The organism is Saprospiraceae bacterium (assembly GCA_016712145.1).
Taxonomy (GTDB): domain Bacteria; phylum Bacteroidota; class Bacteroidia; order Chitinophagales; family Saprospiraceae; genus Vicinibacter.
The window spans coordinates 714,915-731,678 of the sequence record JADJRO010000001.1; the positions used below are offsets into that span (position 1 = coordinate 714,915).

Consider the following 16,764-nt stretch of genomic DNA (forward strand, 5'->3'; position numbering starts at 1 on the left):
TTTCAGGATACTTTACGCTCAATTACTTCATTTTCTTCTCCAAAATAGTTAACAAAACTCATAAACTGATTCGACATGTCTTGATTTTGTGTTGCCTTCATATAGGTTTCACAAAGCGAAAACAGCGTGTAATACATAAACTGATTCATTTCCTCCAACTGAAAATCCTTAGTCCATAAATCCAATTTTAATGTTCCTTTTGTTTTTTCTTCAAAGAGGGATAATAAAAATGCTTTACACTTTTCCCAATCTTGCTGTTGATTTTCCGCCTTCCAATATATTTCAGCTGGAATATTCTCATCGTCCATTACCACTTTGAGTATAACTTCGTTGGTTTTTGACATTCTTTTATTTTTTTGGCACGTACAGGGTATAATTTTTACAATTTTGACCGCCAAAGATACCAAGTCCTCCTTCGATATTTCCCTTAATTCTTACATAAGATGCAAACGGTCCTTGCCGGGTAGCACTGGTTTCCAATGTATTCCAAAAATCAAAATGACTTTGAGGAATATTGCACCATTTAATCAAGACCGTATCCCCCCTTCTAAACAGTCCAGAATTATCGCCAAAGTCTTCATCCCTGCTTATGGCCTCAGACAAAGTAAATTTGAATTTCTGTCCGTCAAAAAATACATCATCCGTAACTGAAGTTACATTAGGGATTAAACGCTCATTTTGCCCTGCAGTAAAATAACGGTAATAGTCCTTTTGATTTGGAATATCGCTTATTATACAAAATAATTGCGCAAAAGTATCATTTGCATTTTTGCCTGCAGGTTTATCAAACCAAAAACTGTCGATGGGTACTAAATCAGGAATATGGGTGGTACTGTATAAGGTATCCTCTTTGGTGATTGCTCTTAATTCATAGCTTGTACCCGCTTCAATGGGAATCGAATTTGCTAAATCAACGTATATGCATAAATCGGTTTTAAAACTATCCGGATTGTAGCCAAAGTTTTTAATTAGATCACTTCGCAATGGTTCCTGAATATCATTTAAGCACAATTGTGGTAAGGCATATCTGTTTTTTCCATCGAAAATTGATACTTCAGCGTCTTTAACATACGAATTATTAATAACATCGATATTGAATGAAGAATAAAAAGGAAGTGAGTATGTCAAAATTGCATATACAGGAATAGACGCATCGCTCTTTTCAATATAACTTTCAATGACCAATTCCTTATCATAAACAGATTCTGCAGGAATAAATTCTTCCTCACAAGAATTCATAAAAAAGCCTAAAATCAATAAGAGTAAAACTAAATTGTAAGATCTCATTTAAAATATTTAGATGCGTTCCAATAAAAATTCCAGGTCACAGACGGTATGATTGTGAATAGTGATACTTTTAACGCTTTTGCTGAAGCATTGCCGGTAAAAATATCTGATTGAAAATCAGTATAGGTAAAAAACGGGTTTTTTCGATTGTAAATATTATAAACACTAAAAGCCCAGCTGCTGTGAAAAGGCTTTCTTAGCTTCTCCTGTTTTTCGTAAATAAAGGAAATATCCAAGCGGTGATAATCATCAAGACGCAAACTATTTCTATCTCCGTATTCAATATTGGGTTTTCCTTCTATAAAAAAAACACTTTTAATAGGCGTATAACTTTTTCCTGTAGCATAAATAAAGTTGCCTGAAACCTGCCAATTTTTTGCAAACTCATAATTAAACACAACAACTAAGTCATGCGGGCGATCGTAAACTGCCGGGTACACACGTCCGTTTTCTATCTCATCAAACCATCGCTCTGTTTTTGAAAGCGTATATCCAACCCAACCCGTTAATTTTCCTTTATTTTTTTTCACAAATAACTCAAGTCCATAAGCCCTACCCTTTCCACTAACAAATTCGTTTTCAATTTCTGCAGAAAAATTTTCAACATACGATTCTTTATAATCCAATTGATTGCGAAGATCTTTATAATAGGTTTCTACAGAAGTTTCAATGGCATTGTCTAAAAAATTTCTAAAGTATCCGATCGCATATTGAATTCCACGCTGAGGCTTGACTGTTTCGGTGCTAGGCACCCAAATATCGGCCGGCAAAGTACTTCCTGAATTACTTACTAAATGAATGTATTGATTGGAAACAGAAATGCCTGCTTTTAAAGAAGCTGATCTTGAAATAGTATAATTCATGCCAATCCTTGGCTCTGGTGCAATGTAGGTTTTAACAAGTTCACCGCGGGAGTATTGAGAACTATCAATAGCTGACTGATAAGGACCTGTTTGATTAAACATGGATAAACGAGCCCCAATATTTAATTTTAGTTTTCTGGAAATCGTCCAGTCATCTAACGCATACAACTCCGTTTCATGTCCATATTTTGGTTTAAAACTGGTTGAGAAATTTACTTCTCCATTGGTTGCATTAACCACATTTGGAGAAAGTTTATGATAGGTGTACCGTGTGCCCATTTTTATCAGGTGCGAAGGATTGGGATAATAATCCAAATCGGCCTTTGCTGAATAATCACGTACACCGGAATCTACATTAAACTGAAATTCTTCCTGTCCGCCGTGCAATCCAAATTTATAATTGTTAGCTATCAAAGCCAGATTAAAAAATAAATTATCCTTAAATACATGATTCCATCTAAAAGTTCCTGTTGCATTTCCATAAGGTAACTCGACCTCAAAACCTCTTTCTTGATTTGAAAATTTAAACACGTCCCTGCCAAAATAACCACTGAGATAAATCCGATCCTTTTGACTCAGTTGATAATTAATTTTGGTATTGAGATCGTAGAAATAATAATTACTACCAGCAAATTTTGTGTTATTTATAAATGGTTGTGCCAGATCCAACACATAGGTTCTCCTTCCTGAGACAATAAAAGATGATTTCTTTTTTTGAACAGGACCTTGCACAGTAAATCGACTTGATATCAATCCGATGCCACCTTCTGCTACATAGTCTTCATTATTTCCTTCTTTCATTTGGACATCAATCACAGAAGAAATTCTGCCTCCATAGTTCGCAGGTATGTTTCCTTTTATTAATACGGTATTTTTTATCGCATCCGAATTAAATACACTAAAAAATCCCAACAAGTGACCGGTATTATAAACTATGGCTTCATCAAGAAGTACCAGATTTTGATCTGGACCGCCTCCCCGAACATAAATTCCCGAAGTACCCTCTGTTGCAGATGAAACTCCTGGTAAAAGTTGAAGTGTTTTCAATAAATCAACCTCACCTAACAGGGCTGGAAGTTTTTTCATCGTCTCCATGGAAACATCGATGGTGCCCATATCCGTAGCTTCAATATTCTGCCTTGGGTTTTTCGCACTCACTTCAATTTCATCCATTAATACTCCGGATTTCATATTGATTTCAATAGAAGTATCCTTATTCAAATTGATTGGCAATTCTATTGGCACATAACCCAGATATGAAAACAGCAAGGTATGCTGACCTTTTTCAAGTGTTATGGAATAAAAACCATAGGTGTTACTTACTGTTCCGATACTTGGTTGCTCTTTTAAATAAAGATTCACCCCAATCATGCTTTCACCTGAACCAAATTCACGGACATAGCCACTGATTGTGAACTTATCCTGACCATGACTTGATCCAATAAATAAAAACAAGCCTAAGAAAATGTAAATTATTGCTCTCATACGAATTAGCTAAACATATTGATCTGAAGAAATCAAATCAAAAACCTCACTCCTTAAACAGCTAAAAGTTTCACAGGTTGCAAAACAAAGCCAGCTTTTTTTAACATGCGGAGTAATCCTTCCATTCCATATAAATGTCCTGCGCCGCAACTAAAAAAGCCCGTATCGGATTTCATTAAGTCTAGCATTTTTGACAACATATATTGATTGCGTTGGTTCAGCATCAAATGACGGTATTTTCCAAGCATTTTTCTGCTGCTCTGATAAATTGCCCGAATATCCTGATCATTGTAATCAGAAATCATTTTTTGGTATTTACGCTTGGAGCGCTCGAGATTATTAAACAAATCCCGAATCATTTTTATTTGATCTTGTAAATCAATGGAACGAATCATATTAAAATGTGTATCAAAATCTTCCAATCCGATCATGTGTCGGTCACATTGTTTGGCAAGTTCCCATAATTGCTGATCCAGAGATTTTTCAAGACTTCGACCGATAAGTTGTAAACTCAATTGATTTAATCCAATCATAGGAAACATCCCTGTAAATTGATTGAGATCAATGCCAAATCGATGCAAACTGATCTGCTGCATTTTATTCCACTGCCCTGGTCGTAGATAAGATGACCAATTCAATGAATCCGGTAATTTAAAAAAATGTTGAAGATCAGAAGATTCCATTCGGTCTAAATCCACTTCAGCTCCAAAAAAACTGCAGGACTTAATTTTCTCAGTAATTAATTGAAGATGATCTGAATAGATTGGACTTTGCAGATGGACTGTTCCGAATAGATAGGAAGCTGGATTACTGCCTGAATTTATCTGCCACAGCAAACCAGATTTAAATGACATAATTGATTGCGATAAACCTTAAAGGATTAATCCAAATCCTCGATATGTATTGGAAGCTTATTGGATGTTTTAACAACTGATAAATTCATCAAAGTTTTCAATCGTTCAACTTCTTCTATTTGCGAAAGTTTCTTAAATAATAGCATTTCGTATGATTGAATGTCTTTGCATACGATTTTCATTAAGATATCAGCATCCCCTGTGATTACATAACAATCGGTTACTTCTTCGATTCCTTTAATTTTATCGACAAAGCTCTCCATGGCGCGTGGTTTATTCCATGCCAGGTTGACCAAAACGAAGGTACTGATGCTAAGTTGAACTTTGTTAGGGTTTACTTTGGCGTGATAACTCTCAATGATTTCAAGTTGCTCTAATTTTTTTACACGTTCTAAAGTTGGAGCAGGAGAAAGACCAATTTTTCTGGACAATTCCAAATTGGTGATTTTGCTGTTTTCCTGTAATAGATTCAGAATCTTTACGTCTATTTTATCCAATTTATCAGCCATTTTTACGAGTTTTAACAAATAAAAAATTGAATTTACCTCTTTTCAACGGCTAAGATAGAATAATATTTTGTGAAATCAATAAAATACAGGGTTTAATCACAATTTTATTTGCGATCCGGTTAATTAAGCCTCCAGATGCCCAAATTTTCCAAGGTGGAAATCCTGAAAGGCCTGTGCGATTTCCTGACTCGTATTCATAACAAAAGGACCATGTGCTGCAATTGGTTCGTCAATAGGCAATCCGCTTAAAATCAACACAATACTATCTTCCAATCCTTCAATATGAAATGATTCTCCGTCATTATTTAGCAATGCAAAATGGTTTTCGGGAATAACTTCAGACTGATTTAATTTAATCCTTCCTTCGATTACCAATAAACCCGTATTATAATTTTGAGGATAAGCAAAGGCTGTTTGACTTCCTTTTTTCAATTTAGCATTGATTAAATTTAAAGGAGTAAACGTAAATGCAGGTCCTTTGACATCTCCATAATGGCCTGCTATAATCTCAATGCGTCCTTTATGATCAGGCAATTCAAAAACTCCCAAATTTGCATGGAGTAGCTCCTGATATTTTGGAGCAGACATTTTATCTTTTGCCGGCAAATTCACCCACAGTTGCACCATTTGAAAATCGCCTCCGTTTTTACTAAATGTTTCTTCATGGTATTCTTTATGAAGCACTCCTGAAGCAGCAGTCATCCATTGCACATCGCCTTCTCCTATAATTCCGCTGTTACCTGCGCTGTCGTGATGCGCAACTTTACCTTTATATGCAATAGTAACCGTTTCAAATCCCCGGTGTGGATGCACTCCAACCCCTCTGGGAGTATCTGTAGGTGGGAAATAATGCTTCGAACCATAGTCCAGCATAATAAACGGACTCATCCGTTCCATGTCCAATCGATAGGCACTTGGAATAAAATTATGAACTCTAAAACCATCACCTACAAAATGGGGTTCCGGTGGTGGAACGACTACTTCAATGGTTCGTTGTTTCATGTTATTTTTGATATTTTTATAAAGAACAAGAAAAACGGAAGAAGGTTAAATCAATTACGAATTATGGGAGCGTAGCGTACATCCCGCGTACTCGCGGGACGAATTACGGATTATGGGAGCGTAGATACTGCCAATTATCAATTACGAAAGTTCAATTACGAATTTTAATTACAGATCGAAATTACACGTATTCACTCAATACATCAATTCCATTATAACTTGTATTTTCTTTGGATTATTAAGACTTTATTCAAGGATACATAAAGGATGAAGAATACATGCTCCGTAGCAATCCCAAATTTGAAGTTTGTCAGAAGCACATCAAAGCTTCAACTTTCAAAAATTCCAAAGCATCTTAACAGGTGTTTTACCCATTATGACGGGAACAACCCCAGGTCTGTATGGGTATAAGATGGAGCTATATGGGTATTACTATGGGAAGATACCCAAACTAGAATAGTCGTTTGATATTTTCTCAAGAGCGCAAACAAAGGCTGCACTTCGGAGACCATCCATATCCTTTTTACTAGTGTATGTAGCCCAAATTTGTTGAAAAGAAGTCACCATGGTTTCTTCCAAGCCAGATCGCACTAAATCAATTTCATCTGCACCTCGGGTTAAGAATTCACGTTCTCTTTCGCCAATTTGTTTTGCGGTCATCTTTTCAATCAACCCAACAAAATTAGAATAGGTATTGGAATCAAATCGTTTTTCCATTCTTCCAAAACGCATGTGGGATAAATTCTTTAACCATTCAAAATAAGATACGGTTACACCTCCAGCATTGAGATACATATCGGGAACAATAATGATACCTGCTTTATTAAGCATCGTTTCGGCATCTGCTGTAATGGGTCCATTGGCAGCTTCGCCAATAATTTTTGCTTTAATTCTTGAAGCATTGTCGGCTGTAATCTGATTTTCCAAAGCAGCAGGAATCAAAATATCACATTCTAACTCTAAGGCAGCTTCTTTACTTGGCAAATTTGTTGTACCGGGAAATCCTAAAATACTGCCGTTTTGTTTTCTGTAGGCTAATAAATCTTCAATGTGAATTCCTTTTTCATTATAAATAGAGCCCTCATATTCGGAAACTGCTATGATGGTTACATCTCCCTCGTTTTGCATAATACTTCCGGTAAACGAACCTACATTTCCAAGTCCTTGAATAACCACTTTCTTTCCACTCAGACCTTTGTCCAAGCCAACTTTTTTCATTGCGTCTTGGGTATCACACAATTCTCTTAATCCATAAAATACTCCACGACCCGTTGCTTCATTTCTACCTCGGATTCCGTTTTGGCTTACTGGTTTTCCGGTTACACAACCAGCAGCATCAATATCTCCGCCTTTAAATGTCAAATAGGTATCATAGATCCAGGCCATTTCACGAGGTCCTGTTCCATAATCAGGAGCAGGTACGTCAATACCAGGACCAATAAAGTTTTTTCTGATTAATTCGGTGGTATATCTTCTGGTTATACGTTCCAATTGATCTTCCGTGTATAGTTTCGGATTAATCTTTACACCTCCTTTGGCTCCACCAAATGGTACATCCACAATGGCACACTTATAAGTCATTAACGCTGCCAATGCTTCTACTTCTTCTTTGTCAACATTTTCATTGTATCGGATACCCCCTTTGGTAGGCATACGGTGATGGCTATGCTGTGCTCTGTATGCTTCAATTACTTCAATCTTGTCACCAATGCGAACCGGAAAACGAATTTCATATACAGCATTGCAGGCTTTGATTTGCTTTAATATTCCTTGAGAGATATCCGTATATGCAGCTGCTCGGTCAAAATTGCGATTTACACTATCTAAAAATGTGGCATTACTTGATTTTGTCATGTTCTGATCTTTTTTCGATGACTCGTATTTTCTTTTCTAGAATTATTAAAAAAATGATGATTCCAATAAAAATAATAGCTAATACTCCAAAAACGACATATATTTTACCTGTTTGCCTCATAAAATCAGTTTCTGGCTGACTTAAAAGAGGTATTATGGCATTCAGGATTTGAAGGAGCATGTCATTATGCAATAGAGCTGCGAAATTGGGCTTTATTTCAGAAATGGACAAAATTATTTCAAGAAAATATATCAGAATGGTAAAACATAAGGTCAAAATGAATCAAAAGCGGGTGATTAAAAGTCAGTTGCAAGTTGGTTGTTCAAGGTTTTTTAATAATCAATGGTTCAAACTAAATTGGCAATACGAAATGGTTCCTGTCGATTGTTTAAGGCTTTTAGCTTATTGCCCCATAATCTCCTCGATGGAGTTTAAGGTATTCATTACTAAAAGACTATAATTGCTATTCAAACTCCTCTTCCTCCAATTTTGCTGCAATTGCATCCACGCGATACACCAAACTGGCAATCCAAAGTCCCAGCAGCATAAAACCTAATACCGCTGGATAAAACACTAAACGCAAGCTGTTGTCCATATCCTCTGAGCCAAATGCAGGATTACCCCCATTTCCGGGATGCAGGCTATCTGTTAATCTTGGTAAAACGAATATGAGAGGAATGACTGCAACCAATGCAAAGATGTTGTAAGCTGAAGAAATTCTGGCCTTGCGATCCAAATCATCAATGGATGCCCTCAAAACCAAATAGGCTAAATAAATAAGCATGGTGAGCGCTGCCATATTGAGTTTAATATCTGTAGTCCACCAGGTTTCCCAAGTAAATCGAGCCCATAGCGACCCTGTAAGGCAGCCCAGGATTCCAAAGAAAAAACCAGTTCGGACCAAAGCATAGCTCCGAAGATCTGCATCCAGATCTTGGTATTTTAAAACCCGATAACTGAAATAAACAGACATTCCAAACATAAGAAACATAGCAAACCAAAGCGACACATGGTAAAATGTATTGCGAATGGTTTCTACTAAAATGTTGCGATATGGAAATAAACTTCGTTTTGCTTGATGAAAAACCGGATGTTGATCTGTTGACCATAAGCGAATTCCTTCTTCTAAAGAAGGGCGATGTTGGTGAATGATCACTTTTGAAGGAATTGCAGCTGCTCCATCGGCAGGACTATTAACAATTACTGAAAATAAAGCCAATGGCCTTGAATCCGGTAAAAATTCTGGTACATGAAACTCCAATTCGATTTGATTGTCTGATATTGCTTTAACAGTCAATGCTTTGAGTAAATATTGATTTTTATCTTTTGAATCAGAAGGCGGATTGTATTTTAAATAAGCCGTTATTGGCTCCGCTTGATTCAAATAATGCGCATTGTAAGCACTTACGGTAAGAATTGCCTTGGTCCCAGCCTCAATTCGATCTGGACTTACGTCTTTAATTCCATGTTTTAGTGGATTTAATAATCCAAAACTTAAAGCATAGAGCATCAAACCAACACAGAGATATTTCCACCAAGCTTGTTTAACCATAAGAGTTAAGATTTCCAGGTTAAAGGTAAGAGGAAAGAAACAAGTGCCATTGCCAATAAATCTATTGCCAAGAGCGGATAAAACTTGTCGAGGTTTTCAAATATTGATTGCCCGTTTAAGATATCTATACTTAAGGAATAGGACATTCCTATCAAGGGAAAACACAAAGGCAAACTAATAACTACCATTAATACTTGCCTTGTCTGGCCGTTGCTCGCAATAAAAGCGGTAAACGTATTTAAAACGGCCATTCCAAAACTCATTAAAAATAAAATAAGTATCCATGGCAAAAGTTCCAGATGTTTTTGAGGTATCAACATATTCATGATCAGGTAAAGCACCAATCCAAAAATGACGCATTGAATCAATTGATACAAGGCTTTAGAGATAAACACCCAATTTATTGAAACAAGTTGATTTGTATAAATTTTGAACCTGTTATTGTCTTCTTCAAAACTCTTGGTTGCGCTAAAGAAAACCAAAAACAAATAGATGATCCAATACATTAAATTCCAAAATTTTGGGTTGACTTCCCCCCCAAAGAAATAAACCAAATAGGCAACTGCCAACATAAAACTCAGCAATCCGGCGAATTGATGAAAACTACGCCATTCACATAAAATTTCTTTGCTCAACAGTGCTTTTAACATATGCCAAATTCAAAGGTAGGCATTGAAGTTCAACAGCTTATATAATTGCAAATTTATATTGTATTAATTTGTAAGTCAATAACATACAAATTATAAAATAATATAATATATTTGCTTTTCAAACTCTTTAGCAATGCGTAGAATCCTCACTCTGTGCCTTTTAACGATCAGTACGTTTCAATTGGCACATGCACTTCCAAAGCCTTTAAAATCATTGAATTATGTTAAAGTAAAAGCCAAAGCCGGTCAAGGTGTTTATGGCTTGCTGAGAAGTTACAAACTTGCTGACAAACCAGACAATGTCACCATGTTTTACAAAATTAATGGATTGAAACAAAATGCCAGTTTGGAGAAAAACAAAACCTACCTGCTTCCTGTGACCGTGCAGTCCTTTGACGGCAAGAGCATACGCAGCAGTGTAGGCATTAAAAATTTGGTACAGGCTAAAAAAATTGAAGATTACAACAAGCAACTGACAAGTCAAAAGCTTAAAAGCCAAGATTATAAAAAGGATAAAAAAATCTGGGTTCCAATTGTTTTGGATCCAGGTTCATTGTATAGTAGCAAAAGGAATGAAGGAATGGCGTTAAAAACCAGCCTTAAAGAATCGATCCCAATAGAACGGAAGAAAAACAGAGAAGGGCGTAAAGAGTTTCTCGTTGCATCCATGGCTCCGATGCGTTCTATGTTGGTTGCTGATCGTAAATTAACTGAAAATGAAGTCAAAGCGTTGGCTGAATCTTCAGCTTTGGTTGGTGACGCGCCTACTTCATTAAAAGTTTCTTCTAAAATGTTGAACGTGCCTTTATTTGGTGAAAAATACAAAGACGTTGAAATTACTACAGATGAATTGAAGGACCAGGTCTTCTATATTGTACCAGGCCATGGTGGTCCGGATCCCGGTGCTATTGCAAAAAATGTAGATGGCGAATACACAATTTGTGAAGATGAATATGCATATGATGTCAGTTTGCGCCTTGCTAAAAATTTAATGCAAAAAGGAGCTACTGTTTTTGTAATTGTTGAAGATGAAAACGATGGAATCCGGGATGAAAAATACTTAGATTGTGATAAAGATGAAACATCTTATGGTGGCCATGATATTCCTGTAAGTCAGAAAAAACGACTTCGTCAAGGAATGAACAAAGTAAATAAATTGTATTCAAAATATAAAAAGAAAGGATATACGAATCAGTGGATGGTGTCGCTCCATATTGATGCTCAAGGCGAAGAAGACCGCCAGGATGTTTTCTTTTATTACCAATCTGATTCTGAAAAAAGTAAAAACAAAGCTGTAGACATCCAACAAGTTTTTGAAGAAAAATATGAAGTCTATCGGAAAGAAGAGAAATACAATGGTTCCGTAACCAGTCGCCCACTTTACGTAGTGCGTAATTCAGATCCGGAACCCATATTTATTGAATTGGCGAACATTCACAACCCGGAAGACCGCAAGCGAATTTTATTTCCAAAAAACCGTCAATTACTTGCTGATTGGATCACGGAAGGATTTTCAAAATAAATCATTCTTCGTATAATTGACTGCATCCGCGCATTTCTTCAAAATCAAATCGTCCCAATACTTGCAATTCACCCTGTGGATTTAGTTGACCCAGGTCGCCTGTTTTAATAAAAGAGCATGAATGAATATTAGCCAAATCGATGACATTGATAATTCCTCTTTTGGAATTTGGTAAAAATAAAAACGGATCGGAAGGATCTGTAATTAGAAATTTTAATAGCGGATGTGAGCTGTAATTAATCCCATCCAAAGCATAGGCTTGAGATAATAATTCGGTCATCCCATATTCAGAGACAATTTTAGATTGAGGAAAGCCGGCTTGTAGCTGCTTTATCAAATCCGTTTTAGCAATTTCACGGCGCCTGCCTTTCATGCCACCTGTTTCAATAACAATTAAATTGGGATGAATTAAATTAAACTGATTGGCAAAATCCAATAATGCAAAACTTACTCCAAATAAAATGACTTGTTTATCCAATTTATACAAGGCATTTAATTTTAATTCCAATGATTTAAAATCATCAATAAAAAATACATCTTTACCCTGCTTGTTTACCGAATTTACAAAATGACTTACCATGGCCACTAACGAAGAATCCTGCCGCTCCAGGTAATTTGGCAACAGTGCCACAAATTCATATTTTTCCAATGATCCAAAATGAAACTCAAAGCAAAGCCTGCTCACTTCATTGTAAAATCCTAGCTTTTCAATAAAATGACAGGATCTATGCGAATCCGATGTTCCACTGGATCGAAAAATTAATTCTTCATTCCAATTGCCTGTTTTAACTTCATTGGACTTAAACAAATCTATGGGAAGAAAACAGAGATCTTCAACCTGATTGATTTTGCGATCTAATTTACCGATCAATTTTAAAAATTGCTGAAAAACTGGATTGTTTTGAGATTGAAAAAGATATACTTCCCGCACCAAATCAAAGCTGTTGGTATGATTTGTATATAAAACTTTATCTTGTAATCGTTTTAGGTCCAGCATGTCATTATGAGAGGTAAAACTAAAAATCTGCTTTCAATTCCCAGCATTTTCTTTTGTTTAGGAATTTGCTTTATAGCCTGTACAGGAGATGATACCGGCTCAGTAATTCCAAAAATTGAATTTATTGGACTTACAAAAACACGTATGATCCAAGGAGATTTTTTTGAAGATTCCTTAAGGCTCTTACTGAAATTTGAAGATGGTGATGGGGATTTAGGCTTTCCTCAAAACGACAATCGATATGACATAAGCCTGACAGACAGTCGCAATAATCAGATACAAGATCAATATAAATTGCCAGCGCTACCAGATTCCGAAGGACGACCTCAAAAAGGCCAGATGAGTATCCTGGTTTTTACCAGTTGCTGTCTGTTTAAGGATCAAATCCCCCCCTGCAGTTCACCTCCGCAATATCCATTGGACTCTTTGGTTTATAAAATCGTGTTGCGCGACCGTGGTGGACATGTAAGTGATACTGTTTTAAGCAGTAAAGTTTATCTTGAATGTATTTAATCTATAAATTCATGGACCATTTAAAAAGACTCTAAAATCCCAGTAAATTCTTATTTAGGTTTCAATGCTTCCTTTCCACCTTCTATTGCCTGTTTTGTATGGCCAATAAAAAGTTTTGATCCAATTTTTACAACCGGACGTTTCAGAAATGTATAATCAGATAGTATTAACTTTTTAAAATCTGCTTCGGTTAGTTTTTTATCCTTCAATCCCAAACTTTGATATTTTACAGCTTTACGACTAAATAAGGCTTCATAAGAACCCGCAAGCGAAGCCAGCAGGTCAAGTTCTTTTTCACTGATGGGGTTTTGTTTGATATCAGACAGTTCACAAGAATCCGTATTGAGATCACTTAATATTTTTTTACAAGTTCCACAATGGGTTAAATGGTAAATTTTGTTTTTCTTCATACTTTAATTGTAATTAAACTTTATGGAAACGAATTGGATCCTGCATCCAGATGGTAGCTTGTATCATCTAAAGCTAAAGCCCGGTGATTTAGCACCAATCATTCTCAGTGTAGGCGATCCGGATCGAGTCCGCATTTTATCCAGGTATTTAGATCTTATTGAATTACAAGTTGAATCCAGAGAATTTTTCACAGTTACGGGATATTTATCCGGCAAACGAATCAGTATTCTATCAACCGGAATTGGCACAGACAATATAGATATTGTAATGAATGAAGTGGATGCTTTGTTTAATATTGATTTAAAACTGGAAAACCAAAGGATGAACTTATTAAAATCACATGGATTCGATTGGGTACAGCAGTAGCTATCCAAGAAAACATTCCATTGGACAGTATTTTAATTACGGATTGGAGTCTTGGTACTGATAATTTGGCTGATTTTTACCAACCACATACGATTCCCGTTGCAGAGATGGCAAATGGAATTCGTTATTTTTTATACCGTGCGGACCCATCTTTATTAAATGCATTTCTTCATCCGGATTTGATTATTGGAAATACCTTAACTGCAGTAGGTTTCTACGGACCCCAAGGAAGATCCAACCGAATGAAACAATCTAATTTCTTACAACAATTGGAAGCACTTGATTTAATAGGCATTGGAAAAATATCAAATCTTGAAATGGAAACTTCTGGAATTTATGGTTTAAGTCAATTGTTTGGATATCAGGCGCTGTCCATCAATGCAATTTTAGCAAATAGAATTACAAGAAACTTCTCCAAGAATCCTGAAAAAACGATAGTACGTATGATTGAAATTTGTTTAGAAAAAATATCAGCTCTTTAATAAGGCAGCCTGGGCTTTATTATGGTCGTCTAAAAACTTTTGCAAACCGATATCCGTTAATGGATGCTTTAACAAAGAGAGGATTGCATCTAAAGGGCAGGTCACCACATCAGCCCCTGCTTTAGCAGCCTCCACAATGTGCAATCCGTTCCGTATAGATGCGGCTAGAATTTCAGTTTCAAATCCTTGTAAAGAGTAAATCTCAAAAATATCAGTAATCAATTGCATTCCATCCCAACTTGTATCATCGATTCGGCCTATAAAGGGTGAAATATAAGTTGCACCCGCTTTTGCCACCAGAATGGCTTGACCCGCGCTAAAAACGAGGGTGCAATTCGTCTTTATTTCTAGACTTTTTAATTCTGCGATTGCCTTAATTCCGTCTTTGATCATTGGAACTTTCACAACAATATTTTCAGCAATTTCAGCCAACTCCCTGGCTTCTTTCATCATGCCTTTGTAGTCTGTTGAGATGACCTCTGCGCTCACATCGCCTTTTACAAGTTCACAGATTTTGTGGTAATGCCGATAGATATTTTCTTTTCCGGTGATTCCTTCTTTTGCCATCAAACTGGGATTGGTAGTTACCCCATCCAGGATGCCCAGGTCTTTGGCTTCCTTGATTTGATCCAAATTGGCTGTGTCTATAAAAAATTTCATGGTTCTGCTTGGATTATTAAAAAGGCAAGAGTCCATCGCACCGCTCAACCACTCGCCCTTGCTGTATTTCTACCCTGGGGGATTCAGCAGGAGCTGGTCGTGAACTCTCACCGGCGGCAAAATTAAGATAATAAATAAGATTCAGAGGAGCTTGTCTAAATATTCTGGACAATTTCTGAATTAGCCATTGGGTCGCGGAAAAAAGGCCTTAAATGGATTAAAATTTTTATCTGAGGGTGGAAAATGAGTGAATTCCATCCATTCTTTAGTAACCGGATGGGTAAATCCGAGTTGATATGCAAATAAACCAAGACTTTCATGTTTAATTCCATGGGAAATTCCATATTTACTATCCCCCTTTATAGGAAAACCCATATGCGCTAATTGAGCCCTGATCTGATGGGATCGACCTGTATCCAGGGTGATATCCAACAGCGCAAATCCTTTAATATTTGCAAGTACCTTATAATGTAACTTACATAGCTTGCAATCCTTTTTAGGGTGATCGTACACTTTTGATTTGTTTTTTGATTCATCTTTTGTTAAATAATGAACCAAATCTGCCTCTTCGATATCCGGATGTTTTTCTGTTATTGCCAAATACTTTTTCTTAATTAAACCGGCTTTCATTTGATCTTGAAGCCTTGTGGTTGCTTTGGACGTTTTCCCAAACAACATGATTCCACCTACAGGTCTATCCAATCGGTGAATTGAACCTAAATAAACATTCCCTGGCTTTTCGTATTTAATACGTATGAATTCCTTCAACAAATCAAATAAGTTTTCATCGCCGGTATGATCACCCTGCGACAAAAGTCCGGCAGGCTTTTCAAGGATGAGGATGTGATTATCTTCGTAAATTATAAATGGATCGAATTTCATGGATAGCAATAATCGGATAAAATTAGCCATTTCGCCCTGCCCAAACGATACTTATATTTTTGGAGCTTGGATAAACAATTTATTAGGCAATCCAAAAGAGCTGGAAATAAGCTGCGATTATATGGATATTCAAGAATTAAATGAACAAGCCCTTACTGGTGCTTACGATGTGATAAAATTCAGCGCAGCAATACTCCCTAAAATTATTGATCGTTATTGGATATCCGAAACAGGCGCTGCTGCTGGCTTCGATACGGGACCCATATTGGTTGCAACTCGTGATTTCGACCTCAAAGAGCTTACAAACAAACGCATTGTCTTGCCAGGTAAGGATACCACTGCAGCTTTACTTTTTCGGAATTTATTTCCAGAAGTCAATAAACTATCCTTTAAGGTTTTTTCAGAAATAGAACAAAGTGTGCTGCTTGGAACGCATGATGCGGGGGTAATCATTCATGAAAGCCGTTTTAATTATAAAGAAAAAGGACTTATCGAATTGGCCGATTTAGGCAAGTTGTGGGTTGAAAAAACAGGCTATCCAATCCCATTGGGATTAATCGGTATTCGTAAATCATTGGGTATGGAAAAAGCAAGCGACTTGCAACAGACTATCCGTAAAAGTCTGGATTATGCACATCTCAATGAACAGCTGTTAATGCCATATATCCAACAGCACGCAAGCGAAATGAGCCCAGATGTCATACAAAAACACATTCGTTTATATGTAAACCAATTTACTTTAGAACTTGGCAAGCTTGGCAGGTCAGCCCTTTCAAGCCTATTTGAAGCTCTAAATCCCCCATTCAATACCAGAAACAATATATTTATATAATTGATTTTAAATATATTACATATTAATTTAATAAAATCTTTA

18 protein-coding genes are annotated in these 16,764 nt (G+C 36.4%); 5 read left to right on the plus strand and 13 right to left on the minus strand.

Translation table 11 applies throughout. The features are described from left to right. Positions 1 to 2 precede the first annotated feature (2 nt). From IPK91_03095 to IPK91_03135, 9 genes are all read right to left on the minus strand, one after another. The gene (locus IPK91_03095; protein MBK8296274.1) at positions 3 to 344 is read right to left on the minus strand and encodes a gliding motility protein GldC; all 342 of its coding nucleotides are present in this window, start codon (positions 342 to 344) and stop codon (positions 3 to 5) included. A 4-nt stretch (positions 345 to 348) separates the two neighbouring features. Continuing rightward, positions 349 to 1,287, minus strand: a complete 939-nt coding sequence (locus IPK91_03100) for a DUF4249 domain-containing protein (protein MBK8296275.1) — start codon at positions 1,285 to 1,287, stop codon at positions 349 to 351. Continuing rightward, positions 1,284 to 3,635 (minus strand): TonB-dependent receptor, encoded by a 2,352-nt coding sequence (locus tag IPK91_03105; protein MBK8296276.1) that lies wholly within the window; start codon positions 3,633 to 3,635, stop codon positions 1,284 to 1,286. Before IPK91_03105 ends, IPK91_03100 begins: the two co-directional genes overlap by 4 nt. Before the next feature lie 53 nt (positions 3,636 to 3,688). Further along, the gene (locus IPK91_03110) at positions 3,689 to 4,489 is read right to left on the minus strand and encodes a TraB/GumN family protein (protein MBK8296277.1); all 801 of its coding nucleotides are present in this window, start codon (positions 4,487 to 4,489) and stop codon (positions 3,689 to 3,691) included. A 26-nt stretch (positions 4,490 to 4,515) separates the two neighbouring features. Then, complete coding sequence (locus tag IPK91_03115; GenBank protein ID MBK8296278.1) at positions 4,516 to 4,998, minus strand: Lrp/AsnC family transcriptional regulator; 483 nt, start codon at positions 4,996 to 4,998, stop codon at positions 4,516 to 4,518. A gap of 123 nt (positions 4,999 to 5,121) precedes the next feature. Continuing rightward, positions 5,122 to 6,000: a pirin family protein gene (locus IPK91_03120; protein ID MBK8296279.1), complete on the minus strand. Its 879-nt coding sequence runs from the start codon at positions 5,998 to 6,000 to the stop codon at positions 5,122 to 5,124. Positions 6,001 to 6,432: 432 nt separating this feature from the next. Then, entirely contained in the window at positions 6,433 to 7,854 is a 1,422-nt protein-coding gene (locus IPK91_03125) for a Glu/Leu/Phe/Val dehydrogenase (protein ID MBK8296280.1), read from the minus strand. Positions 7,855 to 8,318: 464 nt separating this feature from the next. After that, positions 8,319 to 9,365 carry a cytochrome c biogenesis protein CcsA gene (ccsA, locus tag IPK91_03130; GenBank protein ID MBK8296281.1) on the minus strand — a complete coding sequence of 349 codons (1,047 nt, stop codon included), beginning with the start codon at positions 9,363 to 9,365 and terminating at the stop codon, positions 8,319 to 8,321. Between the two features lie 47 nt (positions 9,366 to 9,412). Then, complete coding sequence (locus tag IPK91_03135) at positions 9,413 to 10,057, minus strand: heme exporter protein CcmB (protein ID MBK8296282.1); 645 nt, start codon at positions 10,055 to 10,057, stop codon at positions 9,413 to 9,415. A gap of 133 nt (positions 10,058 to 10,190) precedes the next feature. Between IPK91_03135 and IPK91_03140 the strand changes: the two genes are divergently transcribed. Beyond that, a complete protein-coding gene (locus IPK91_03140) occupies positions 10,191 to 11,579 on the plus strand; it encodes an N-acetylmuramoyl-L-alanine amidase (protein ID MBK8296283.1) in 1,389 nt (462 codons plus the stop codon). A 1-nt stretch (position 11,580) separates the two neighbouring features. Here IPK91_03140 and IPK91_03145 read toward each other — a convergent pair whose 3' ends face one another. Continuing rightward, positions 11,581 to 12,576, minus strand: a complete 996-nt coding sequence (locus tag IPK91_03145) for an acyl transferase (GenBank protein ID MBK8296284.1) — start codon at positions 12,574 to 12,576, stop codon at positions 11,581 to 11,583. Between the two features lie 6 nt (positions 12,577 to 12,582). Here IPK91_03145 and IPK91_03150 point away from each other — a divergent pair, with 6 nt between their 5' ends. After that, a complete protein-coding gene (locus tag IPK91_03150) occupies positions 12,583 to 13,089 on the plus strand; it encodes a hypothetical protein (protein ID MBK8296285.1) in 507 nt (168 codons plus the stop codon). A gap of 50 nt (positions 13,090 to 13,139) precedes the next feature. Here IPK91_03150 and IPK91_03155 read toward each other — a convergent pair whose 3' ends face one another. Next, a complete protein-coding gene (locus IPK91_03155; GenBank protein ID MBK8296286.1) occupies positions 13,140 to 13,499 on the minus strand; it encodes a hypothetical protein in 360 nt (119 codons plus the stop codon). Positions 13,500 to 13,521: 22 nt separating this feature from the next. Between IPK91_03155 and IPK91_03160 the strand changes: the two genes are divergently transcribed. Further along, positions 13,522 to 13,866 (plus strand): hypothetical protein, encoded by a 345-nt coding sequence (locus IPK91_03160; GenBank protein ID MBK8296287.1) that lies wholly within the window; start codon positions 13,522 to 13,524, stop codon positions 13,864 to 13,866. Then, positions 13,851 to 14,348, plus strand: coding sequence for a hypothetical protein (locus IPK91_03165; protein MBK8296288.1), 498 nt, complete (start codon positions 13,851 to 13,853; stop codon positions 14,346 to 14,348). The genes IPK91_03160 and IPK91_03165 overlap by 16 nt, the downstream gene beginning before the upstream one ends. On the opposite strand, the gene fsa is transcribed toward IPK91_03165, so the two are convergent. Both fsa and IPK91_03175 read right to left on the minus strand, forming a co-directional pair. Continuing rightward, a complete protein-coding gene (gene fsa, locus IPK91_03170; GenBank protein ID MBK8296289.1) occupies positions 14,337 to 15,008 on the minus strand; it encodes a fructose-6-phosphate aldolase in 672 nt (223 codons plus the stop codon). The two genes, IPK91_03165 and fsa, sit on opposite strands and share 12 nt — an antisense overlap. Positions 15,009 to 15,188: 180 nt before the next feature. Further along, positions 15,189 to 15,890 (minus strand): RluA family pseudouridine synthase, encoded by a 702-nt coding sequence (locus IPK91_03175; protein ID MBK8296290.1) that lies wholly within the window; start codon positions 15,888 to 15,890, stop codon positions 15,189 to 15,191. Between IPK91_03175 and IPK91_03180 the strand changes: the two genes are divergently transcribed. Beyond that, positions 15,889 to 16,722, plus strand: a complete 834-nt coding sequence (locus IPK91_03180; protein ID MBK8296291.1) for a 1,4-dihydroxy-6-naphthoate synthase — start codon at positions 15,889 to 15,891, stop codon at positions 16,720 to 16,722. The two genes, IPK91_03175 and IPK91_03180, sit on opposite strands and share 2 nt — an antisense overlap. Positions 16,723 to 16,764: the final 42 nt, after the last annotated feature.